General features: G+C 66.9%; 25 protein-coding genes and 1 pseudogene. 8 read left to right on the top strand and 18 right to left on the bottom strand.

Annotated features, from left to right (window positions below):
* Positions 1-24: 24 nt before the first annotated feature.
* The 8 genes from OHB21_RS22585 to OHB21_RS22550 form a co-directional block, all read right to left on the bottom strand.
* Positions 25-408, bottom strand: a complete 384-nt coding sequence (locus tag OHB21_RS22585) for an NUDIX domain-containing protein (RefSeq protein ID WP_267470211.1) — start codon at positions 406-408, stop codon at positions 25-27.
* Positions 409-896: 488 nt separating this feature from the next.
* The gene (gene hemC, locus OHB21_RS22580; RefSeq protein WP_067509396.1) at positions 897-1,826 is read right to left on the bottom strand and encodes a hydroxymethylbilane synthase; all 930 of its coding nucleotides are present in this window, start codon (positions 1,824-1,826) and stop codon (positions 897-899) included.
* 10 nt (positions 1,827-1,836) lie between these two features.
* Positions 1,837-2,424 carry an O-methyltransferase gene (locus OHB21_RS22575; RefSeq protein WP_067509349.1) on the bottom strand — a complete coding sequence of 196 codons (588 nt, stop codon included), beginning with the start codon at positions 2,422-2,424 and terminating at the stop codon, positions 1,837-1,839.
* A complete protein-coding gene (locus OHB21_RS22570) occupies positions 2,424-3,401 on the bottom strand; it encodes a hypothetical protein (protein ID WP_170160808.1) in 978 nt (325 codons plus the stop codon). Before OHB21_RS22570 ends, OHB21_RS22575 begins: the two co-directional genes overlap by 1 nt.
* A 229-nt stretch (positions 3,402-3,630) precedes the next feature.
* Positions 3,631-3,972: a hypothetical protein gene (locus OHB21_RS22565; protein ID WP_067509345.1), complete on the bottom strand. Its 342-nt coding sequence runs from the start codon at positions 3,970-3,972 to the stop codon at positions 3,631-3,633.
* Entirely contained in the window at positions 3,969-4,457 is a 489-nt protein-coding gene (locus tag OHB21_RS22560; protein ID WP_147265960.1) for a DNA-directed RNA polymerase subunit beta, read from the bottom strand. Before OHB21_RS22560 ends, OHB21_RS22565 begins: the two co-directional genes overlap by 4 nt.
* An 11-nt stretch (positions 4,458-4,468) precedes the next feature.
* Positions 4,469-4,834, bottom strand: a complete 366-nt coding sequence (locus OHB21_RS22555; protein WP_328435937.1) for a hypothetical protein — start codon at positions 4,832-4,834, stop codon at positions 4,469-4,471.
* Positions 4,835-5,019: 185 nt separating this feature from the next.
* Positions 5,020-5,760 carry a GntR family transcriptional regulator gene (locus tag OHB21_RS22550; protein WP_067509342.1) on the bottom strand — a complete coding sequence of 247 codons (741 nt, stop codon included), beginning with the start codon at positions 5,758-5,760 and terminating at the stop codon, positions 5,020-5,022.
* A 97-nt stretch (positions 5,761-5,857) separates the two neighbouring features.
* Between OHB21_RS22550 and OHB21_RS22545 the strand changes: the two genes are divergently transcribed.
* Both OHB21_RS22545 and OHB21_RS22540 read left to right on the top strand, forming a co-directional pair.
* Positions 5,858-6,967 (top strand): DUF1152 domain-containing protein, encoded by a 1,110-nt coding sequence (locus OHB21_RS22545; RefSeq protein ID WP_067509341.1) that lies wholly within the window; start codon positions 5,858-5,860, stop codon positions 6,965-6,967.
* Between the two features lie 272 nt (positions 6,968-7,239).
* Positions 7,240-8,004 (top strand): hypothetical protein, encoded by a 765-nt coding sequence (locus OHB21_RS22540; RefSeq protein ID WP_113975330.1) that lies wholly within the window; start codon positions 7,240-7,242, stop codon positions 8,002-8,004.
* A 269-nt stretch (positions 8,005-8,273) separates the two neighbouring features.
* Here the strand turns inward: OHB21_RS22540 and OHB21_RS22535 are convergent, their stop codons facing one another.
* Positions 8,274-8,753, bottom strand: coding sequence for a hypothetical protein (locus OHB21_RS22535; protein WP_228801752.1), 480 nt, complete (start codon positions 8,751-8,753; stop codon positions 8,274-8,276).
* Between the two features lie 71 nt (positions 8,754-8,824).
* Here OHB21_RS22535 and OHB21_RS22530 point away from each other — a divergent pair, with 71 nt between their 5' ends.
* Positions 8,825-9,604 carry an ATP-dependent DNA ligase gene (locus OHB21_RS22530; RefSeq protein ID WP_084537647.1) on the top strand — a complete coding sequence of 260 codons (780 nt, stop codon included), beginning with the start codon at positions 8,825-8,827 and terminating at the stop codon, positions 9,602-9,604.
* A 325-nt stretch (positions 9,605-9,929) separates the two neighbouring features.
* On the opposite strand, the gene OHB21_RS22525 is transcribed toward OHB21_RS22530, so the two are convergent.
* Positions 9,930-10,520: a TetR/AcrR family transcriptional regulator gene (locus OHB21_RS22525; protein ID WP_067509333.1), complete on the bottom strand. Its 591-nt coding sequence runs from the start codon at positions 10,518-10,520 to the stop codon at positions 9,930-9,932.
* A gap of 123 nt (positions 10,521-10,643) precedes the next feature.
* Here OHB21_RS22525 and OHB21_RS22520 point away from each other — a divergent pair, with 123 nt between their 5' ends.
* Positions 10,644-11,387, top strand: a complete 744-nt coding sequence (locus tag OHB21_RS22520) for a 3-oxoacyl-ACP reductase family protein (RefSeq protein WP_067509392.1) — start codon at positions 10,644-10,646, stop codon at positions 11,385-11,387.
* 70 nt (positions 11,388-11,457) lie between these two features.
* Here the strand turns inward: OHB21_RS22520 and OHB21_RS22515 are convergent, their stop codons facing one another.
* The 4 genes and pseudogenes from OHB21_RS22515 to OHB21_RS22500 form a co-directional block, all read right to left on the bottom strand.
* Positions 11,458-12,264, bottom strand: a complete 807-nt coding sequence (locus OHB21_RS22515) for an alpha/beta fold hydrolase (protein ID WP_067509331.1) — start codon at positions 12,262-12,264, stop codon at positions 11,458-11,460.
* 33 nt (positions 12,265-12,297) lie between these two features.
* Positions 12,298-13,132 (bottom strand): annotated as a pseudogene (locus tag OHB21_RS22510) (alpha/beta fold hydrolase).
* A 28-nt stretch (positions 13,133-13,160) separates the two neighbouring features.
* Positions 13,161-13,757, bottom strand: a complete 597-nt coding sequence (locus tag OHB21_RS22505) for an NADPH-dependent F420 reductase (RefSeq protein WP_067509329.1) — start codon at positions 13,755-13,757, stop codon at positions 13,161-13,163.
* A complete protein-coding gene (locus OHB21_RS22500; RefSeq protein ID WP_195126855.1) occupies positions 13,754-14,551 on the bottom strand; it encodes an alpha/beta hydrolase in 798 nt (265 codons plus the stop codon). Before OHB21_RS22500 ends, OHB21_RS22505 begins: the two co-directional genes overlap by 4 nt.
* A gap of 191 nt (positions 14,552-14,742) precedes the next feature.
* Here OHB21_RS22500 and OHB21_RS22495 point away from each other — a divergent pair, with 191 nt between their 5' ends.
* Together OHB21_RS22495 and OHB21_RS22490 are read left to right on the top strand one after the other, a co-directional pair.
* Entirely contained in the window at positions 14,743-15,660 is a 918-nt protein-coding gene (locus OHB21_RS22495) for a helix-turn-helix domain-containing protein (protein WP_067509325.1), read from the top strand.
* Positions 15,657-16,631, top strand: coding sequence for an alpha/beta hydrolase (locus OHB21_RS22490; protein WP_067509323.1), 975 nt, complete (start codon positions 15,657-15,659; stop codon positions 16,629-16,631). Before OHB21_RS22495 ends, OHB21_RS22490 begins: the two co-directional genes overlap by 4 nt.
* Here OHB21_RS22490 and OHB21_RS22485 read toward each other — a convergent pair.
* Positions 16,606-17,874 carry a hypothetical protein gene (locus OHB21_RS22485; RefSeq protein ID WP_067509321.1) on the bottom strand — a complete coding sequence of 423 codons (1,269 nt, stop codon included), beginning with the start codon at positions 17,872-17,874 and terminating at the stop codon, positions 16,606-16,608. The genes OHB21_RS22490 and OHB21_RS22485 overlap by 26 nt on opposite strands.
* A 392-nt stretch (positions 17,875-18,266) precedes the next feature.
* Here OHB21_RS22485 and OHB21_RS22480 point away from each other — a divergent pair, with 392 nt between their 5' ends.
* Positions 18,267-18,572: a transposase gene (locus OHB21_RS22480; RefSeq protein ID WP_039818378.1), complete on the top strand. Its 306-nt coding sequence runs from the start codon at positions 18,267-18,269 to the stop codon at positions 18,570-18,572.
* Positions 18,518-19,462 (top strand): IS3 family transposase, encoded by a 945-nt coding sequence (locus OHB21_RS22475; RefSeq protein ID WP_113975332.1) that lies wholly within the window; start codon positions 18,518-18,520, stop codon positions 19,460-19,462. The genes OHB21_RS22480 and OHB21_RS22475 overlap by 55 nt, the downstream gene beginning before the upstream one ends.
* A 27-nt stretch (positions 19,463-19,489) precedes the next feature.
* Here the strand turns inward: OHB21_RS22475 and OHB21_RS22470 are convergent, their stop codons facing one another.
* From OHB21_RS22470 to OHB21_RS22460, 3 genes are all read right to left on the bottom strand, one after another.
* Entirely contained in the window at positions 19,490-19,828 is a 339-nt protein-coding gene (locus OHB21_RS22470; protein ID WP_328435928.1) for a hypothetical protein, read from the bottom strand.
* Between the two features lie 24 nt (positions 19,829-19,852).
* Positions 19,853-20,350 carry a hypothetical protein gene (locus OHB21_RS22465; protein WP_067509317.1) on the bottom strand — a complete coding sequence of 166 codons (498 nt, stop codon included), beginning with the start codon at positions 20,348-20,350 and terminating at the stop codon, positions 19,853-19,855.
* A 154-nt stretch (positions 20,351-20,504) separates the two neighbouring features.
* Positions 20,505-20,957, bottom strand: a complete 453-nt coding sequence (locus OHB21_RS22460) for a hypothetical protein (RefSeq protein WP_067509315.1) — start codon at positions 20,955-20,957, stop codon at positions 20,505-20,507.
* Positions 20,958-21,192 lie beyond the last annotated feature (235 nt).

The following is a 21,192-nucleotide window of genomic DNA, read 5'->3' as shown; positions in this document are numbered from 1 at the left end:
GTGTAAACGCTGACCCGTCATGGCCTACCAGGTTGGCTTGCCATCGTGAAGGTATGCGACGTGGTTGGTTTCGCGTGCGTGGAGTGCTGCTGTGACGCGTGAGTACACGTAGGGTCGCAGGCGCTGTTCAGCGTGTTCGGTGGTGACGAATTCGAATGCGTCGAGTTCGTCGTCGTTGAGGTGTAGTTGCTGGATTTGTTCGATGGAGGGTTGGCCGATGTCGAAAACAAACATCAGTGAGTCGTCCCAGACGTTGTGTGGCGAGACCCAGTCGATGCAGAGCAAGGACAGGTGGGTGTCCAGGTGGAGTCCGAGTTCTTCGCGCAGTTCGCGGCGTAGGGCGTGGTCGGGGGGTTCGTTGGCTTCTGCCATGCCGCCGGGTAGGTCCCAGTCTGCGTCAGCCCCCAGGCGATTTGCTGCCGACTGGGGTGCTCGTCGGATGTCCCCCTGTTCTCAGGCGGGGGGACATCTTCAATTTCGGAGTGATTCCGAATCTCCTTGCACTGCGTGCGATCTGCCGCGCTCATGGATTTGAGCGAAGCGCGAAATTGGCTTCCGGCTGGACTGGGGCGGTGCAGGCGGGCTTCTGCCGAGCGGAACGGACGAATTCATGCCGGACTCTCCCTCGCTAGTTCTATAGGTTCCCATGTATCTAAATGATCCACCTGCGGCAATCGGTCGGCTATCGCACACAACTAGTGGCCATGGACGAGCCGCTGATACGTCCCGGGGGAAGGGATGTATCAGCGGCTCGATGTGGCGTAGGCCTGGCGCGGTGCGCCATCTACGCGTCGGGCCGATAGGGGGAATCGGCCCTCGGCACCCACATTACGCTTCGATCAGCAAATGTGAAGCATTCTCATCTGGAAATTCTTGTCACAACGACACGGCGGGTATCAGTGCGGGATCGCGTCGATCAGTCGACGAGCACCCTGGCGCAGCAGATTCGAGCCGATGAAGAATCCCAACGCATCGGGGTCTTCGGCGACCCCCCAATCCTGAGCATCGAGCCACTGAGAGCCGTCAGCGGAGAACACGGTCCCGCGCAATTGGATCCGTCCGCCTGGCGCATCGGTGGCCAATCCCGCGATCGGGGAATTGCAGTGTCCTTGCAGGGCGTGGAGCATCGCCCGCTCGGCGGCAGCGTGACGGCGGGTGCGGCCGTCGTCGAGCTGGGCGGCCAGCGTCAGCAGCTCGGCGTCATCGGCGCGGCACTGCAACGCGATGATGCCCGCTCCGATGGGCGGGCACATCTCCTCCACGGTGAGGGTTTCGGTGATGCGGTGCTGCTGACCGACGCGGTGAAGACCCGATACCGCGGCGATGAGAGCGTCGAAGTGCCCTTCGTCGAGGCGAGCCAGCCGCGAATTGACGTTGCCGCGCAACGGCTGGATATCCAGGTGTGGATGCCGCAGCTGCAATTGCGCCCTTCGACGGACCGAACTGGTGCCGACGACAGCACCGGCTGGCAGGTCGGCCAGCGCCAACCCGGATCGACTGATCACCGCGTCGTGGACGTCCTCACGGGGCAGGTACGCGGCGAAGGCCAGTCCCTGCGGAATGGGGATGTCGCCTGGGATGTCCTTGAGGCAGTGCACCGCCAGGTCGGCGTCACCGCTGAGCAGCGCGGCGTCGATCTCCTTCACGAACGCGCCCTTTCCCCCCAGGGCGGCGAGGTCGCCCATCCACCGGTCACCGGCAGTGGTGAGCTTGACGAGTTCGGTGTCGGCGCCGAGCGCGGCCAGGCCGGCGGCGACTTGCTCGGCCTGGTGTACCGCCATCGGGCTCGACCGGGTGGATATCCGAATGGTGCGTGACCGCGACATGGCGGGCACTCTACTCGGCCCGCTTCGTGCCGACGATCAGACCGCTGTCCCAGTCCAAGACCGAGAGCAGAAGCGTTGTCTCATCGCCGATTTCGCGCATCAGCTGGTCGACGCGCGCCTGATGATCGGCTGGCCAGGTGTGCTGGGGCAGCAGGTCGTCGACGACCCAGATACCGCCCGGCGTGAGCCGAGACAGCAGCTGATCCCGGTCGTGGAACTTCCCCGGTCGGCAGTCGACGAACGCGAGGTCGAACATGCCGTGGTCGCTGGCAAGGAACTCACTGGCGTCGCCGATATGTGTGGTGACTCGGTGGTCGCTGCCCACCACGTCGCGGGCGATCTCAGCGACCGGCGGGTCGGCGTCGACGGTGACCAGCCGGGCGGTGGAGTCCATGCCGTCTAGCAGCCAGGCCGCGCCGACTCCCACCCCGGTGCCGAGCTCGAGGATGCGGCCGCCGGGCTTCGTCGCGGCGAGCGTGCGCAGCAGCGCGCCGGTTCGGTCCGTACACGACATCTGGAATCCCGCGGACAGTGCGCGTCGCTGGGCGTGGATGACCAGCGGCGGCACGGTGATCGGTGGTGCGGTGAGAGTGGGCATCACTTCTCCTCGGTGAGCAGGCGGGCGGCGCGGGTCGCGTCGTAGGTCATGATCAGGTCGGCGCCTGCTCGCTTGAGCGAGCGCAGGTATTCGAGCAGGACCGCATCCGAGGCGGTCGCGAACATCTGGGACTCCCCCAGTGGTGAGAACGCGGTCAGCGGAACGTGGGTGCTCGCTCGCAGTTTGGTCAGCACGTCGATCGAGGTCATGGCAGGCTGGACCAGTGCGGAGTCCGCGCCCTCTCTGATCCAGCGCTCGGCCTGCAATAGCGCGAGTCCGGCGCGGTCGGGATCGATCTGGAAACCTCGTCGGTTGCCGCGGCCGGGTTCGGTGTTCATCGCGGATTTGTAGGCGGTGAACAGGGCGCTGTCGAAGATGACGCTGGGGGTGATCGCGACGTCGCCGAATCCTCGCTCGTCGAGGACGCGTCGGATCTCCATCACCGAGCCGTCGAGTACCGCTGCCGGGCCGATGATGTCCGCGCCGGCCTGGGCATGCAGCGTGGCCATCGACGACATCAGGGTGTAGGTCGCGGCCAGATCGGTCCGGCCATGGTCGTCGAGCACGACGCATTCGCCGGTGTCGGTCCACGCGCAGCCACATACCTCGGTGGAGATCACCATTCCCGGAACCGCCGCACGAACGGTCTGGATCGACTGGACCATCAGGTTGTCCGGGGCGATGGCGGCGGTGCCCGCAGGGGTCTTGTTCTCGACGAAGGCGAACAGCTTGATCGCATGAACGCCCAACGCCCACAGTTCGTCGGCGAAGGCGGGTAGACCACTCAGCCGTACCGCCGTCGGGATGTGACGATAGGTCTCGGGGCTTCGGTGGTCCGGCTGCACCAGCACCGGAGCGATCAGGTCTGCGGGCGTGAGCAGTTCACGGTGCAGCAGCGCCCTGACTCGGCCGCGGGCACGAGTAGGGGTGACGCCAGTTACCTCGCGGCGGGCACGGACGGGAATCGTAGTGGTCATCGGCGGTGTCTCCTTGTCGGATGATGGTCGAAACGTGTTCGGCATGAGTGGATTCAGGACTCAGTAGCTGCGAGTCGGCAGTGGCGGCGATTGCGGTGTGCCGTGCTAGTAGGTCCCGGTCGGCGTCGAGGATCTGAGGATGGCGCTGCGGCAACGCGGGGCCTTTGCCAGCGAGCAGTTGAACAAGCGTTGATCGGCTGGGCCGACAGAAGCAGGACGTCGGGGGCATTCACTGCAGGCTCCCCCGCGGGCGGTCGATCGGTTCCTCGTCACCGAAGCGGTTGAACAGCAGCTCGTGGAGGGCGTTTGTCGGCGTCATTCGGCCTGCGCGGATTTGTGCCCGCAGCGCGGCGCGTTTGCAGGCACAGTCCTCGGCAGAGCACGACTTGTGCTTCTGGGTGAGTTCGTGGGCGCGATCGGCGGACAACGGCCGCGCGGGTGCGCGGTGTGCGAGATCCGCGTGTATATCCGATACCGAGATTCCGTGCGCGTCTCGCGACCACCACATGTTCATCGCGACGAGGACGGCGATCCCGACTGTCAGGACGGCCCCGACGACGAGTGCGGTCATTGCTGTCTCGCCGGCGCGACGCAATCCAGAATTGCTTGGGCAACTACCGCTCCGGACGGCAGTGGCGCGGTCGGCGGTTCGACCCAGTACCGCAGGTTCTCGTGCCACTCGGTGGGCGCAGGCAGCGCGATCTGTGTTCCGGAGCGGGCCAGTGCTACCTGGTGCCGGAAAAGCCGGGCGCAGGTGACTTGGTCGTTGGGTGCGTTGCCGGTCACCAGTAGCGTCCAGCGCTTGGAGCGGGGGTGCGAGATCACCGGGCCGAGGTCGATCTGCCTGGCACGCAAGTGATTACGGACTTTGGTCGCCAGTTCGGCGGGCATGGTCAGCCCCGCCAGGCGGCTGTTGGCGACGACGATGAGCCGCCCTAGGTCCACCTGGACACGCGCGTCGATCCCGTGCGCGCGGTAGAACTCGCAGTGCGTGTGCAGGGCCGACGGCCCTGCTGCCGACGAGGGGTGCTGTGCTTCCGCAGCTACAGACGTCATGGCTGCCCCCCTCAACTGCCCAGAGCGACAGGCGAACCAGCGGTGCGCGACCAGCCACTGGCCACGGCCAGTGCCCGACCCAACAACCACGACCGGGACACCGATACCGGATATGGCTCCGGCTCGGCGGCGGTCCGGATCGGAATCCGTGACATCTCGGCGACGTCGCACAACTCCAGCATTCGAGCCGTCTCATTGAGTGTGAGGCCGATGGGCCGCACCATCGCTTCGAGTTCACGCCACCGTGGGTCGGCTGGGGGGAGCGGCAGAACCTCGCTGATCGTGTCGGCCAGGACGATCAGTGCCAGCGCCTGATCGGCGGTGAAGGTTCGGCCCCGCATCGGCGGACAGATCCACCGCCCCGCCCCGACCGCCACCGCGCACACCGCCGACCTGTCGGTGCGAATCCCCTTGCAGTCCATCTCGACGGTCATCTCGGCCCGTCCCTCCGCGATGTGGCTTGGTGAGGCGCGCGTCCGGCGCCACTATTGGACTATGCCACTTTAGAGGCCAGTGGCATAGGCCACTTGGTCGATGACCGAAAAATTTTCGGAGAGCGAGATCAGAGGGTGATCGGATATTCCTGACGGAACGTCCACGTCGACGGAGGGTAGACAGCCTCGTCGACTTGCAGCGGAGTCTCACCGGGACCGTAGGCGACCAGCCAGTAGACCAGCACAGCCGATCCGTGGTCGAGCCGGAGATAGTCCGCCTCGGCCTCCGTCGCGACGCGGGCGCTGACCTGATCGCGAGCGAATGACGCACGCAGTCCCAGCGTTTCAGCCAGATACCGCAGTGTCCCTCCCCGAATGCGCTCCGGGGTCAGCAAGGCCGGGGCAGTCTCCGCGAGCTCGGCCGGGAACCAGCTGGTAGAGAACTCGATCGGACGGTCGTTGGTGATGAGTCGGCACCGCCGAATGACCTGGGAGTCCGGGTCGATTCCGAGCGAGCGCGCGACATCGGCTGGCGCGTCGACGATTCCGACACTCGGAAAGCTGACGCTCTCCGCGTCGCTGTACATCGTGCCCAACGCGGCCGCACGCTCATACCGCTCGCGAGCACGTGGCGCCGCCGCGACGTCACGCACGATCGTGCCCGACCCCACGCGTGACTCGACCAGGCCCTGCGAACGAAGGACCGCCACCGCACTGGATGCGGTCGGCCGTGAGACGCCCCAGCGTTTGGCCAGTTCCCGTTCCGAGGGCAGCTTGTCGCCGGGCCGCAGGTCGCCGCGAACGATCTCGTCACGCAGCGCGCTGGCGATTTGCTTGTACGGCGCTGCGACCTGCTCGATGTTCGGCACAGCAACTTCCTCTCGTGGGCGACCTAGTACCCTAGGCCACTAGCCACATTAGCCACTTTTTCGCTCGACGACAGTAGGCAGACTCATGAGGAATGCAGTGGCCTTCGCCGCAGGTGGTGGCGGGGATGCCATCTCCGCCGCCGTGCTCGGACATGCGCTCGCCGATCAGATTGCAGTCTCGGCCATCATGAGCTGGTCGTGGGACCGGCTGCTCATGGACCCCTTGCCCGGTCCACGCAGTGCAGCCGACTTCGACGGTCTGATCGACCATGGATCCGGCCTTTACGAGGTCGGACCGAATGCCAGCCTGAACACCGGGGGGCTGTCGACACTCCCCCGCCTCGCCAACCATACGAACGTGCCGATGCTGTTGGCTGATCCGGAACACGGCGCCGTGGGACTGAGCCGTCAACTGAGGCGGGCGGCGAAGGTTTTCAACGCAGACCTGCTACTGGTGGTCGATGTCGGAGGCGACATCCTGGCAGCCGGACACGAACCCGGCCTGCGCAGCCCACTCGCCGACTCGCTCGCCCTGGCCGCGGCCGTCGGGACCGGATTGCCGACGGACGTTCTTGTCACGGGACTGGGCCTCGACGGCGAGCTCGCCCTCGACGAACTCGAGCATCGGCTTGCTCGACTTGAGGCCGCTCGGCTGATCGATCTGCAGCCGCAGGACGCCGCCGAGCTGGACGGCGTGTGGCAATGGCACCCATCTGAGGCGAATGCACTGCTTGCCGTCGCCGCGGCAGGCTGGCGTGGACGCGTCGAGTCTCAACGCGACACCACGATCGTCGTTGACGGCCGCTGCACCACGGTCTTCCGCGTCGAGGCGGGCCGACTCGCCAACGACTCGATCGCTGCCGACCTGGCCTCAGTCGGCACCCTCGACCACGCCGAACAGCTAGTCCGTGCCCGACGGGGCATCAGCGACATCGACATCGAGCGAAAACGGCTCGTCGTGCGGCGCCAGCCACGCACTTCGGGCCTTGACGCGCTCGACTTCCTCGACCGATACGTTCAGGATGCCGCGAATCGCGGGACCGACGCCCTGACCATCCGGCGTGTTCTCGAACTCACTGACGCGACAAGCCCCACTGCTGCCACGACCATCCGCGAACACCTTCGCCGGCGCCGACCGGAAAACTTCCTGCCACCCCTATATCTCACCTCGCCCTGCCCAGGGCCGGCGACTGTCGAAGGCCAGTAACGCACTGGCCTGGGGTCACTTCGGGGACGGAGGCCCATTCGGTCCAGCTCGGCGCCATCCGAAGGAGTCCGTCGGTGACCACCGTCCGTGTCGAGATCACCGGCGGCCTGGCGGTCGTCGAACCGGCTGCGGCACTGTCGTTTCCGCTGCGGTGGCTAGCGCCAGACGCTACGACGCAGGCCGCTCACCTGGGAATATGCGCGGGTCACCGTCGCCAACGGGGTGTCGCATGCCGTATCGTTCGAACGTATGTGCGATGCGATCGGCGGCGGATGAGTGCCCCGGCGCGCCGGTCCGGTGCGCTGGATCCGGCGCTGGCGGGTCGGTCGCGCGACGAGCAGCTGGCGGAGCTGCGGGGCCGCATCGCTCGGGTCGACGGCCGGATCGGCGCGGGCGCGCGGGCCCGGGTACGCGCGGCCGACGTGCTCGAGGTGCCCGGCGCCCTCGGCGACGTGCTGCCCGACGGCGGGCTCGCGCGCGGAACGACAGTGCGGTGCGGGCGGGGCAGCGTGCTGACCGGCCTGCTCGCCGCGGTCACCGGCGGCGGCCGCTCGGCCGCGGTCGTCGGTGGTACCTCCCTGGGCCTGCTGGCAGCCCACGAGATGGGCGCGCAGCTCGATCGACTGGCCCTTGTTGACCCGACGCGCGGCGACCCGGGTGAGGTGGCGTCCGTGCTGCTGGACGGCCTGGACCTCGTTGTGCTCGACGTCGACGACATCGTGGTGCCGCCCTCACGCTGGAAAGTCATCACCGCGCGGGCCCGCGCGAGCGGGTCGGTGCTGATCGTGTCCGGACGGCACGTACGCACACCGGGCACGAACCTGGATCTGTCGGCGCATCCGATCGGCTACACCGGCCTGGGGCGGGGCCACGGCCGCGTCCGCGCGGTGCACCTGGAGGTGACCGTCACCGACCGCGCCGGACAACCGCGTCGTTCCCATCTGACGCTCGCCGCGGCCGGTGACGGTAGCGTCCGGTGGGAGCCTTACGCGGCACCCGCCCAGGCCGTGCATCCGCGATTTTCGCGTACCGGGTGAGCTGGCGAGGACTCGAGAGCGATCGATCCGCCGCTCCACGAGGTCGCTCATACTTTCCCCTGAGGCGTCGGTGCAGTCTTGGGCTGCGATCAGAGGGTTCGCCTTGGAGACAGTGTCTGCATGGCGATGCGGCCAGGCTTGGCCCATCCGCGTGCCAGTCATACTGTCCCGATGATCTTTTTCGCCTGTGCCGCGTGCGAGCAACCGCTCACCGGTGACCTCCGAGAGTCGCAGATGTTCCCGGCCAGGCACGGCCGGCGCGCGACAGCCTAAGGCGTGGGGCGGCGGCCGCGGCGGGGCGAGGCCGCGGCCCGGCGGGGTCGCAGCGCGTAGGCCGGGACGAGTTGATCGGCCAGGACCAGCGGATCGCGGCGGCCGTCGGCGTAGGCGATCGAGTAGGTGACGCGACCCATCCACCAGCCGTCGACGCTGGGCACCCAGTGGCTCAGCCACCCCGGGCGCTCGCCGCGCATGTCCAACCCGGCCCCGTTGACATGGCAAGGTGCGCCCGGATCCCGGATCAGCACCGCGTCCAGCCGTACCCATACCGGCCTTGGAGCCTGCACCACGGTGCGAGCGAAATGCCCTGTGGCGTCCGGATACAGCAGTTCCGGCTCGGTGCCCTCGGTCCTGGGCGCACTGGGATCGACCCGCGGGGTCGGCACGTCGGCGGACGGCGACATTTCGGCGCCATCGGGTGTCGACGTTGGTCCGCCCATCGGATCGCCACCCTCCGATCTCGAACGCATGTTCGATAGAATACCGTACGGTTCGCTCGTCGCGCCGAGTCCTTCGCAGCGTTTGCCGTACGTATGCTCGGATGATGGTTCGTGTACCTGCGCCGATGCTGGCATCGCCGGGAACTCTGCCTTCTGCATCTCCTATCTGGGCATTCGAGATGAAATGGGACGGGCAGCGGGCGATTGCGCGTTGCGACGAGACCGGTTGCCGGTTGTGGAGCCGGAATCTACGTGAGGCCACCGGCTCCTACCCCGATCTAGCTGCGGCTCTGGCTGAGACCACGGCGGACCTCGGTGACGGGCTGTTGCTCGACGGCGAGATCGTCGCCCCCGATCCCGATACCGGGGCGCCCTCGTTCGCACGTCTGCAGCGCCGCATGCACACGCGCCCCACACGGGCGCTGCTCGACGAGATCCGCGTCGAGTTCGTCGTTTTCGACCTTCTCGCTGTGGACGGGGTCTCCACGATGGATCAGCCCTACCTGGCGCGCCGGGCGCTCCTCGACCGGCTCGCCGTCGAGCGCGGCCGGGTCCGGGTGCCGCCGTTCTGGACCGATTTCGATCCTTCCCATCTGCTGGACGCCGCCGAGCAGGCCGGTCTCGAAGGGGTCGTCGCCAAGCGCACCGATTCGGTATACCGGCCGGGTACGCGCACCCGGGCATGGATCAAGTCGCCGATTCGTCGTAGCGCGGAGGGGATCGTTGCCGCCTGGATCGAGGGCACTGGCGCGCACTCCGGCACCGTCGGATCGCTGGTGCTCGCCGCATACGATGTTGGTAGTGAGGGATATCAGAACGTGCGGAATGGGCTGGTGTTCATCCGGTTTGGCCGCTTGCCCGGAACTTTGGCCGGGCGGTGAGGGGAGGGCATCGATTTGAATCAGGACTGAGAGCAGGTCGGTGAAGCCCCGGTCATCGGTGAGTTGTGTGTTGCGGACGCGGAAGACGCCAATGGGTTCGAAGCGCCCGGGTCGCCGGTCGGTGTGATGCTGGGGGATTCGCCGTTGTGGGTGCCGTAGCACGTCGTGTGGGTGGTGGTGACCCGGTTGTCGTCGTCGGCGGACTGCCAGTAGATGTCGCCACTCAGGTCGAGGAACGCGGTACGAAGGCTGTTGTAGAGCTGTTGTGCACCCGCCACTTCGGGCTCTTACAGGCGATCGAATCGGATGCTCACGGAGGTGCGGGTCAGTCGCTGGGCCAGTTGCGCAGTGCCTGGTCGGCGACGATGTTCAGGTCGGCGCGCGTGGCGCCGCTGGCAGCCTGCACCGAGATACCTTGCGCGATCGCGGTGAGGTAGCGCGCCAGCGCATCGGGGTCGGCATCGGGGCGAAGGTCGCCGTCGTCGCGGGCGCGTGCCAATCGTGCGCGCAGTGCGGCGATTCCGGTGTTGCGTCGGTCGGTGAGCTCATCGCGCACCGATTCGTCGGCCGGGCCGCATGCCAGCGCGGATTGCACGAGCAGGCATCCGTGCGGGGAATCGGGTTCGGTGTATTTCTCGGCAGCGCCGTACAACAGGGCTTCGGCGACGCCGCGGGCGGTGGGCGCGTCGAGCGCGCGGGCGGTGAAGGCGCCCGGTCCTGTGAGGTAGCGGTCGACCGCGCGTCGGAACAGGTCTTCCTTGTTGCCGAACGCGGCGTACAGGCTGCGTCGGTTGATGTTCATCGCTTCGGTCAGCTCGGCTAGTGAGGTTCCTTCGTAGCCGTGGCGCCAGAATAGGCGCATCGCGACTTCGAGTGCGTCGTCGACGCCGAACGAGCGTGGTCTGCCGGGTGCCACATCGCCCTCCCCACATGGTTTTGGAATATCTCCGGCCGAGCGTTGGTTGTCCCGTCCACAACCAATAGTAACCGATCGGTTCGTATTTATGGGCCGGTGAAGGAGCGGATAGTGGGCGTGCAGATGGCTTTCCCGTTGGTGGGTAGGACGGCGCTGGTGACGGGCGGATCGCGTGGTATCGGCGCGGCGATCGTGGACCGGTTGGCCCGGGATGGGGCAAAAGTGGCGTTCACCTATTCCGCGTCCAAAGACGATGCGGCCGCGTTGGCCGAGCGGATTGTGGCTCGCGGTGGCTCGGCGCTGGCGATCCGCGCAGACAGCGGCGACGCCGTAGCTGTGCAGGAGGCGGTGGCGGCCACCGTCGCCGAGTGGGGTGGACTCGACATCCTGGTGAACAACGCCGGCGTTGCCCATGTGGCGCCGCTCGAGGAGTTCCCGCTCGAGGAGTTCGACCGGATGTTGGCGGTGAATGTTCGGGGCGTGTTCACCGCGATCAAAGCCGCAGCGCCACATCTGGGGTCGGGTGGTCGGATCATCACGATCGGCAGCATCAACGCCGACCGCGTACCGGTGCCCGGGATCGGGGTGTACTCGTTGACCAAGGCCGCCGTCGCGGGCCTCACACGGGGATTGGCGCGCGAGCTCGGGCCGCGCGGGATCACCGTGAACACGGTCCAGCCGGGCCCGACCGCCACCGACATGAACCCGGCGACAGGCGATTTCGCCGACGCGATGAAGTCGATGATGGCTCTCGGGCACTACGCCCAGCCCGCCGACATCGCCAGTGCGGTCGCCTACCTCGCGCGGCCGGAGGCACGGTTCGTCACCGGCATCAGCTGGGATGTCGATGGCGGATTCGCCGTCTGAGATGGCGCGCAACCACGGTCTCGGGTGCCGCGAAGGAGGCGCCCGAAACCGTGGCTGCTGTCAGGGTGTTTCAGCGAGATGCGGCCTGTTCGATGACGGAGACGACCGCGTCGGGACGTGACACCAGCGAGGCGTGGGAGGCGGGAACCTCACTCACGTGCGCGCCGATGCGCTGGGCCATGTGCCGCTGTGAGGCAGGCGGGATGACACGGTCGTGGCCGGACACCAGATACCAGCTCGGCACCGTCGACCAGGATGTCGGTCCGGACGGTTCCAGGTTCGCCGACAACGCGAGCGAGCGTTGGTGGGCGTTCATCGTGGCCGCGGTCGCGGCATCGACATCCTGGGCGAAGACCTCGTGGAAGGAACCGGGGTCGACGTAGCCGTCGAGGTTCTTGCCGGCGATCCCATCTGGGTCGTCGACCGGCGCGACCATCAGCACCGGCGGAAGCAGGCGGCTGCCGGGGAACCGGATCGGATCCAGTGCCAGCTGGGCCGGTTCGCCCTGGGCCGGGGCGAACGCCGCGACGTAGACCAGCGCGGTCACGTCGGGGTCGGCGACGTTGGTGATGACGGCACCGCCGTAGGAGTGGCCGACGAGCACGATCGGACCGTCGATCGTTGCCAGGGTCTGCTCGATCGCGGCGGCGTCGTTGCCGGGTCCGCGCAGCGGATTGTCGGGCACCACGACCCGGTGGCCGTCGGCGCGCAATGCGGCGGCGACGCGGTCCCAGCTGGTGGTGTCGGCGAATGCGCCGTGCACCAGCACGATCGTGGGGTCGGGTTCGGCGGCCGCGGTGGTGGCCGGAGCCAGGACCGCAGCCGCGGTCAGGACGATCGCGACGGCGCCCGCCCGAGGTATATGAGTCTTCCTCATCAGGATTCTCCTGTGGTTGTTCGAGCGGGGCGGTCAGGCGAGGAAGGCCAGCAGAGGCTTGTTGACTTCCTCGGCGTGGGTCCACAGCAACCCGTGTGGGGCGCCGTCGATTTCGACGTACTCGGCGGTGGGCAGGGCGGCGTGGAAGGCTCGTCCGGTCGCGTCGATCGGCAAGATGTTGTCGGCGGTGCCGTGGATGATGAGTGTGGGGACATCGATGTTGGGGATGTCGTGGCGGAAGTTGGTCGGCCAGGTCAGTGGCGCGGCTGCCGAGGCGTAGGCGCCGGAGCGGGCGGCGGTGTTCCAGGAGTTGCGTACCGCTTCCTCGGAGATACGGGTTCCGAGGTTGGTGTCGAGGTTGTAGAAGGTGGCGAAGAACTCGGTGAAGTAGGCGTAGCGGTCGCGCTTGACCTTCTCGGAGATCTCGGCGAAGAACTCATACGGCGCCACGCCGGTGGGGTTGTCTTCGCTGGCGATCAGCCAGGGTTCCAGAGAGGCGATGAACGCGACCTTGCGCAGGCGCCCGCTGCCGTAGCGGCTGATGTAGCGGGCGATCTCGCCGGTGCCCCATCGAGAACCCGACCAGGCTCACATTCTCGAGGTGGAGGGTGTCGATGATCGTGGCGAGGTCATCGGCGAAAACGTCGTAGTCGTAGCCGGTGGTGGGCTGGCTGGACTCTCCGAACCCGCGGCGGTCGTAGGTGATGACCCGGTGACCTGCTTCGAGCAGGGCGGTCTGCTGCTTTTCCCACGAGCGGCCGTCGAGGGGGAAGCCGTGGATGAGCACGACCGGGTCGCCGTCGCCGTGGTCTTCGTAGTAGAGGTCGATGTTGGTGGTGTTCTCGGTGCCGACCGTGATGAATGACATGCGGAGTCCTCGTGAAAGGAGTGTGGGTTCAGTCGATTTCGATGAAGTTGCGCGACGGCAGCGGCCCGCCGGGGAATTCGTGCAGCGCGCCACCGGTGGTCAGCGCGCCCAGGTCGACCCCCACGAACCCGATCAAGTCGATCAGTGCGAGGACCTTCTTCTTTGCGTCGTCGTGATCGCCGGAGACGAACAGCACCCGGCGGCCGCCGTCCAGTGGCGGCCCGGCCGCATACGTTGGTGGGGCGAGGTGGTTGAACGCTTTGACCAGCTGCGCACCGGGCGCGAGGTCGGCGACGACTTCGCTCGAGGTGCGCCCGCCGAGGTCGGCTTTGACGAATCGAGGTGCCTCGATCGGGTTGGTGCAGTCGACGAGCGTGCGTCCCGACCAATCCGGCACCGCACCGAGTGCGGCGGGGACCCGGCTCCACGGGACCGCGCAGAACACGACGTCTTGTTCGGCGGCCTGCTCCGGCGTGCCGGCGCGCATCCCGTAGCCGAGCCCGGACAGGCTGTCGGGACCGCGACTGTTGCTGATGACGATGTCGCAGACACCGGTCGCGGCGAAGACTTGGGCGACCGAGTGCCCGATAGCGCCGGCGCCGATGAATCCCAGTGCCGCCTTCACCGGGGACCGAATCCCTTGGCGTCGAGCCACTTCAACGCCAGGTCAGCAACATCGGTCCACCCGGAGTCGATGGTCAGCGAATGGCCACGGCCGTCGAACTGGTAGAACTCGGTGTCGGCACCGGAGTGCTCATACAGCTTGAACGTCGCCCGCGTGGACACGTCGGGCACGGTGTGGTCGGCGGTGCCGGACACGATCAGCAGCGGACCGCGCTCAGCGTTGTCGGTGTCGACCTTGGCTGGCGAATGCGGGGCGAAGTTGGCGAAACCTGCCTCGAACAGGGGCTTGCCCGGTGAAGGGATGCTCCATCGTTCCCACAACGCGTCGGATTCCTCCGGTGTGAGCGCGTTGCCGAAGCCGTAGCGGAACTGTTTCGCGGTAAGGGCCTTGGCCTTGTTCTTGTTCGCGGGGTTGCCCAGGACCGGAAACGCCGACTTCAGCTGAGCGAACGGCAGTGGTTTGACACCCTTGATCGGCGCGGGGTCGATTGCGATCGCACCGGCGATGCAATCACGGCCGAGAAGTTTCTCGGCCAGCAAGCCTCCGAAGGAATGCCCGATGACCACCGGCGGGCTGTCGTAGCCGCGCAGCAGTTCGGTGAAGTGCTCGGTCAGCTCGTCGATCCCGAAGCCGGCCTGGGCCTCGGGGTTGGCGCGGGTGGCTTCGATGGTGTCGGCTTCTCCGGGCCAGGCTGGTGCGCTGGCTCGGTAGCCGCGGTCGGCGAAGTAGGAGATCCACGGATCCCAAGCGAGCTTGGATATCCACAGACCATGCAGGAAGACGATGTCGGTCATGATTCCTCGAATCAGCGCAGGCGAAAGGCGACGAGGGCAACGGTAGAGCCGCACAAAGGCCAGAACTTGACCGAGAGCGAACCCGCCGCAACAAACTTGACCGAGAGCGCACGGGCTGGTTCCGCGACCACTGCGTGCGTGGTGGAGCGGGCATACAGTCGAGATGTCTCCGCAGGCGGAAGGAACTTGTCATGGACATCGCCGATCCGTTCGGCACCGAGCTGGTCGACTGCCTGCTGCGCCTGACCACCGACGCACCCCGAACCACCCAACCCCGCTACGACAAGTTCGACGACTTGTTCATGGCCGTGGACTCCTTAGGGGTGCCGTTCGAGGTCGACCGAACCTGGCGACACATCGCCGAGGATACGAAGGAGTCATTGATCTTCGGGTTTCTCGACCTCGGTCAGCAGCGGATCATGCAGAACGGGCGCGAGGTGTTTCTCACCGCCGGCGACTTCGCGTTGCTGGACACCACTCGGCCCTACAGCATCGAAACACCCATGCACTTCGCGACCCGCACCTTTCAGATCCCGAAACAGGCACTGGGCTTGGACGGGGTAGATATTTCGCATCTGACCGGCACCGCGATGCGGCAAAGTCACGCGTTGAGTGCGTTCCTGATCCCGTACCTGAACCGTCTCGCCGATGACACCCAGCCGCTGCATCACAAGACCCGCCTCAAGCTCGCCCACAACGTCACCGACATCCTCGCGACTCTCATCGGGGAAACCCTCCATGAAATGCCGCTCGAGGACGCAGCCCGGCGCACTTTGGTGTTACGGGTCAAGACCTTCATCAACGCCCACCTCGACGACGCGACCCTGTCACCGGTGACGATCGCCGCCGCACATCGGATCTCGGTGCGCTACCTGCACAAGATCTTCGCCGCAGAAGACACCACCGTCTCACGCTGGATCCTGCATGCCCGCCTCGAACGGTGCCGCGCGGTGCTCGCCGCCCACGACCGGCGCGAGGTCACCATCACCGACCTGTGCTACACGTGGGGCTTCGCCAGTCCCGCCCACTTCAGCCGCGCATTCCACAATGCGTACGGCATGCCACCGCGGGAGTGGCAACAACTGGCCCGAGCACGAAGGCGGCGATGAACACCGGAGCGAACCCCCACGGACTGGCGCTCGAACCCGAGGCGCAGGCATTCACCGAGGCCAGCGAGGTGATCCCATACCTCTACACGGTGCCACCCGAGGCCAAACGCAAAATGCTCGACGAACTCCAGGCCCGTCCTACCCCACGCCCGGACGCCGACGACCAGTGGTACCTCGTCGACGACCGTCCCGACGCGCATCCGGCCGTGCCGGTACGGATCGTGCGGCCCCGCAACATCACCGGGACACTGCCGGTCCTGCTGTTCATCCATGGCGCGGGCTGGGTCATGGGCAACGCCGCCACCCATGACCGCCTCGTGCGCGAACTCGCCCACGGCGCCCGCGTCGCTGTCGCCTTCCCCGAATACACCCTCTCCCCGGAAGCCCGATACCCCACAGCCCTGGAACAGTGCTGGACGGTGGCAACCTGGCTGACAAAGGAGGGCCCCGGCCTCGACCTCGACCCGACCCGGATGGGTGTGGCCGGTGATCAGATGGGCGGCACGATCGCAGCCGCGCTCACCCTGCTCGCCAGCCGCCGCGGCGGCGTGGAATTCCTGCACCAAACGTTGCTGTACCCGGCGACCGCCGCCGGGTTCGACACCGAGAGCTACCAGGTCTTCGCTACCGGCTACGCTCTGCGAGCCGAGGGCTACCGCGACTTCTGGAATCAGTACTGCCCGGACGAGGCCGCGCGCCTGGAACCCACCGCGGCGCCACTGCAGGCCGGCCTGGATGAACTCGCCGCTCTCCCGCCAGCACTGGTGATCACCGCCGAAGCCGACTGCCTGCGCGACGAAGGCGAGGCCTACGCCAGCGCACTGCGCCGGGCTGGCGTACCAGCATTGGCGACCCGCTACTCCGGTGTCACGAACGCCTTCATGATGCTCGACGTCATGCGTGGCACGCTCGCTGCGGACGCGGCCATCACGCAGGCAGCACACGCTATCGGTGCGAACCTTCACTCGTGAACGGCGTCGTTGTCGGATGATTCGTGGTGCGTTGAGCCAGGGCAGCCGCGTACGAACGCCGTTGACCGACTTCTGCTATCCAGCCCTGGGCGGTTACGACATCGAGGCCCAGGAGTGCAGATAGCACTGCGGCAGGCAAGTGACTCGCGAGGTCCATCAGCGCCGTATTTCGGGCGGTTTGGGCGGAGATTCCCAGGCGTTTGAGGCGGCCGTTCAGGTGGTGGCTGCTCATTGGTGTGCCCGCGCGCAGACCGGGGAACAACCAGTCGTGATCAGTGACGCGGGCCAGTGCGGCCCTGCCGCGGTAGCGGTTGACGACCAGGTCCAAGGCCAATTCGTCCAGTGGTGGTGGCAGCTCGATCGGTTCGCTACCCAGAGCCAGGCATACGTGGCGGCCATCGATGCGCTGGCTGATGGCATCGGTGCGCAGCCTGACCACGCGCCCGGCGGGCTGGGCGAACAGCAGCAAGAGGAGTCCGGCGAATCGGTCGCATCGATCGATGGTGGTGTCGTGCAGCAACGATCGCACCAGATGCCACCGGTGATCGTCGGAGATTCCGCTCGGGGGCTGGGGTCGCGGATGGGCCGCTACGACAAGACCGCGGCGGCAGTGGTGTCGTTCGGTCGCCCAGGACACGAAGTCGCGGGCGAGGTTGGCCGACCGATCGCGTGCTTGCCATTCGTCGATGTCGTGCTGGGTGAGGTCTTCGAGTCGACCACCGAGTTGGTGAGCGACTTCGAGCAGCCCTATTGCGCGGTTGAGCTTGCTGCGTGCGTAGACCGCTTGCGCCTGCGTCAGTGGACGAGTGCCCGATTGTGCGCGGAGTCTGCGCAGCAGGCGCCAGTTGGTGTAGCTCCGTAGGAGGCGTTGCTCGTCGGAGTCAGCGATCGTGGCGAGGGTTTCATCGAGCTTCTCGGTGAGGGCACACAGGATTTCGTCGCGCGGTTCGAGCAAGCCTGCGCACACCAGCGCATCACGCAGTGGCCGTAACGCTCGCTGAGCGCGGAACTCGTCGAGGAGTTCGTGGGTTATCGGGCGGCCGTCTTCGCGTAGCTGTTTGAGGAGCTGGTAGCCGCCCCGATACTCCAGATAGTTCAGAGTGCTGTCGGCATCGGACCGGACCAGCGCGGTGAACACCGGTTCGAGCCGATCGATGATTCCGCTGTCGTCGCCGAGCAAAGTGTGTAAGTGCGCGATACAGACGCAGCGTTGACAGTTGCCGAAGCGGTACAGACGCTCCACGTGGCCACATCCCTGGCAAGCTTTGAACGATTCGGGATGTTTGCGGTAGCAGACCGCGCAGCGTGGGCCATCGGACAGCGTTACGCACACGCGCAGCATTCGGTGACAACCGCTGACGGGACCCCGGTAGTCGGTCCACCGCGTGTGAGAGCCGGTTATCGGTGGATGCAGGTTGTGACGGGACCCCGGTAGTCGGTCCACCGCGTGTGAGAGCCGGTTATCGGTGGATGCAGGTTGCAGCGTATCCGGCTGGGGTGTTGTAGCCCAGGGCGTGAGGTTCCCCCGCTTTCTCGGAGGGCTCTGACTAGGCCCGGTCGTGGAGTCCGGGCGGCGGTGCCGGACGGGCTTCGAGACCTGGCCTGTGGTCCGATAGGGGCCGGAAGGAGTCATTCGTGGCAGCACCGAAGAAGTACCCCGATGAGTTGAAGGCGCGGGCGGTTCGCCTGTATCGGGAGTCGGACCCGAAGCCGACGATCCGCAAGCTCGCCGAGCAACTCGGGGTGCATCACGAGGCGTTGCGGAACTGGATCCGCCAAGCCGAGGCCGACGCCGGCGAACGTGAGGATCGGCCGACGACCGACATGCTCGCCGAGAACCGCGCGTTGAAGAAACGGGTCGCCGAGTTGGAGCGGGTCAACGAGATATTGCGTTCTGCGAGTGCGTATTTCGCCTCGGAGCTCGGCCCGACCCGGCGGTGATCATGCGGTTCATCGAACAGAACAGCCAACACCCGGTCGAGCTCCTACTACGGGTCCTGGGCATCGCGTCCTCGACCTACTACGAGTGGCGCAAACGCGCCGCGCAGCCCTCGGATCGCCATGTCGAGGACGAGAAGCTGCTGGCCGAGATCGTCGACATTCACACCAGCTCCGGCGGCACGTACGGATCACCGAGAGTGCATGCGATGTTGCGGCGCAGAGGAATTCGCGTCGGCCGCAAACGGGTGGAACGGCTGATGCGGGCCTCGCGGTTGCAGGGCGCGTTCTTGCGCAAGAAATGGCGACTCAGCTCGACCCGGCAGGATCCGCGAGCCAGACCTGCGCCGGATCTGGTCGAACGCGACTTCACCGCCGACGCACCGAACCGGTTGTGGGTCGCCGATGCCACCCGCATCCCGTGCGGTCAGGGCGCGTTCTGGCTGGCGGCGGTGCGGGACGCGTTCTCCAACCGGATCGTCGGATGGAAAACCTCCGATCGCTGCGATACCGAGCTGGTGCTCGGTGCGATGGAATACGCGGTCTGGAGCCGGGAGATCCGCGACGGACAGCTGATACATCACAGCGACCGCGGCTCGACCTACACAGCCATCCGATTCGCAAACAGGCTGGCGGACAACGGGATAGCGCAGTCGATGGGGTCGGTCGGTGACAGCTATGACAACGCGTTGATGGAGAACTTCTTCTCCACTCTCAAGACCGAGCTGGTCTATCGGCGGAGCTGGCGTACCCGAGATGAGGCCGAGAACGCCTTGTTTGCCTACATCGACGGCTGGTACAACTCCCAGCGCATCCAGAAGAGGCTCGGCTGGCGATCACCGGATGAGTTCGAAGCCGGTTACGATTCACAGGTTCCAGCCGGAACCAGATAATCCGCTCTCCGGATTAGCGGGGGAACCTCAAGTCCACCAATCCAGCTGCTGCTGGTAGACCTGCGGTGGTGTCAACTGCTGTTGCCAGCGGGTGTAGTCGCCGGGGCTCGGCGGGGGTGGCCCGATCTCGTCGGGGGCGCGGTAGGCCTGGGCCAGCTCACGCAGCAGCGCGCGCCACGAGCGGGTGTCGCACACCAGCTCGTCGGCGACCAGGACCAGCAACAGGACCGGGCCGGCGCCGACCAGTGTCCACTGAGCCAGCGGCGCACCGCCGGTGTGGTCGAAGCGCGAACCCGCGAGCGCGTCGAGCGCGCGGCGGCGGGCGTCACCGGGCCCGGTCACCGGGGTCGGGTCGACATCGAGCACGGGCCGGGGGTGGATCAGTTGCTGCTAGCCCGCCGGGGTGTGCCGGATTCCGGTGCGCAGCGCGGGATGTCGCTGCCCGATGAGCGCCAACGCGGTCAGCAGCCGGGCGGGGTCGGCGCCGGTGAGCACCACCGCGTGGGCGTGGCGGCGGTGCGTCGCCGGGCCGGTGCGCGCCGCCAGTTCCAGGCGGGCTCGCTGCTGGAACGACACCGGATGTGCCCCCGGTGCGCGGGTAGCGGGGTCGGCGCTGACCGTCGGGACCGGCTGGGCAGCCAAGACGGCCGCCGCATCCCCGATCCGGGGATGGGTCACCAGCAGATCCGGCGGTGCCCCGTACGCGCGCAGGACCGCGAGCACCGCGGCCGAATCGGTGCCGGTCCCACCGAGGCGCACGAAATCGGTCCCGCCACCGATCCCCGAGGCCGCGACACCCACCACCTCGGCCACCGCACGACACAACGCCGGCACCACCATCCCGGCCCGCGCTTCGCGCGCGCGGGCATGCCGGGTGAGGGTGCGCACGCTCGACCGCGCACTGGATCCCCGAAGACCTTGCCCGCGTGCGCCTTCCGACGACCCGATCGTGGCGCTGCCGGCTGTCGCCGGGTCGGTGGTGGTGCGTCCTGTCGTGCGGCCTCGGGCCATAGGTGAAGTGGGTGTCGTGTCCTGCATTCGCTCAGCCCTCCTTGAGGTAGTTCTCTTTGAAGATGTCCGCACCGGGCAGGGGCTTGACAGCGAAGGCGGCGACCAGGGTGGGCAGGTGTTCGGCGAGCACTTCGCGGTGGGCGTGGCGCTGGTCCTGGAAAGCGTCGAGCTCGGCGAGGGTCAGGTCCCTGTTGCGCTGGTACCACGTGCCGTGCTTGTCGATCGCGGCGCAGGTGTGTTCGCCGAGCAGCGCGGTGAGCAGTTCGCGCCCGCGGGGATCGAGGGTCAGGCTGCGATCGGCGGCCAGGCAGGCGGCCGCGATCCGTGTCGCCGCCGCCTCGGAGCGTGCGATGGCGGCGCCGTCGAATCCCTTGACATCGAGCCGTTTCCAGTCCGACTGGGCGATCGCGTCGCTCACGCCGCGTTCCCGGACTGCCAGCGCGACGCTGCCCGGCCAGGCTCCCGCGGTTCCGGGCAGCCACACCTGTGCTGTGTCGTGGCGCCCCGCCGCGAACTGGAGCAGATCGTTGGCGCCTTCGGCGGTCCGGATGGCGCGCGCGGCGCCGACCCAGTCCGGGATCCGTGAGACTCGTCATCAGGATGTCAGTAGCAATTCGTCATGGCAATGTCAGTGATTCCGGGTTTCTTACCTGCGGGTACGTGGTCGAATGCTGGGCAGTGTTCTGACGGTGGTGCCTGACCGGGTTGTGGTGCGGGCC

It is taken from the genome of Nocardia puris (genome assembly GCF_036051655.1).
Lineage (GTDB): Bacteria > Actinomycetota > Actinomycetes > Mycobacteriales > Mycobacteriaceae > Nocardia > Nocardia puris.
This window is presented reverse-complemented; position numbering and strand designations above follow the sequence as displayed.

Bases quoted from the DNA above. Each gene is read 5' to 3' on its own strand.
- hemC (WP_067509396.1), bottom strand. From the start codon at position 1,826: ATGTCGCGGTCACGCACCATTCGGATATCCACCCGGTCGAGCCCGATG.
- OHB21_RS22575 (WP_067509349.1), bottom strand. From the start codon at position 2,424: ATGCCCACTCTCACCGCACCACCGATCACCGTGCCGCCGCTGGTCATC.
- OHB21_RS22570 (WP_170160808.1), bottom strand. From the start codon at position 3,401: ATGACCACTACGATTCCCGTCCGTGCCCGCCGCGAGGTAACTGGCGTC.
- OHB21_RS22565 (WP_067509345.1), bottom strand. From the start codon at position 3,972: ATGACCGCACTCGTCGTCGGGGCCGTCCTGACAGTCGGGATCGCCGTC.
- OHB21_RS22560 (WP_147265960.1), bottom strand. From the start codon at position 4,457: ATGACGTCTGTAGCTGCGGAAGCACAGCACCCCTCGTCGGCAGCAGGG.
- OHB21_RS22540 (WP_113975330.1), top strand. From the start codon at position 7,240: ATGAGTGCCCCGGCGCGCCGGTCCGGTGCGCTGGATCCGGCGCTGGCG.
- OHB21_RS22535 (WP_228801752.1), bottom strand. From the start codon at position 8,753: ATGCGTTCGAGATCGGAGGGTGGCGATCCGATGGGCGGACCAACGTCG.
- OHB21_RS22530 (WP_084537647.1), top strand. From the start codon at position 8,825: ATGATGGTTCGTGTACCTGCGCCGATGCTGGCATCGCCGGGAACTCTG.
- OHB21_RS22520 (WP_067509392.1), top strand. From the start codon at position 10,644: ATGGCTTTCCCGTTGGTGGGTAGGACGGCGCTGGTGACGGGCGGATCG.
- OHB21_RS22515 (WP_067509331.1), bottom strand. From the start codon at position 12,264: ATGAGGAAGACTCATATACCTCGGGCGGGCGCCGTCGCGATCGTCCTG.
- OHB21_RS22500 (WP_195126855.1), bottom strand. From the start codon at position 14,551: ATGACCGACATCGTCTTCCTGCATGGTCTGTGGATATCCAAGCTCGCT.
- OHB21_RS22495 (WP_067509325.1), top strand. From the start codon at position 14,743: ATGGACATCGCCGATCCGTTCGGCACCGAGCTGGTCGACTGCCTGCTG.
- OHB21_RS22490 (WP_067509323.1), top strand. From the start codon at position 15,657: ATGAACACCGGAGCGAACCCCCACGGACTGGCGCTCGAACCCGAGGCG.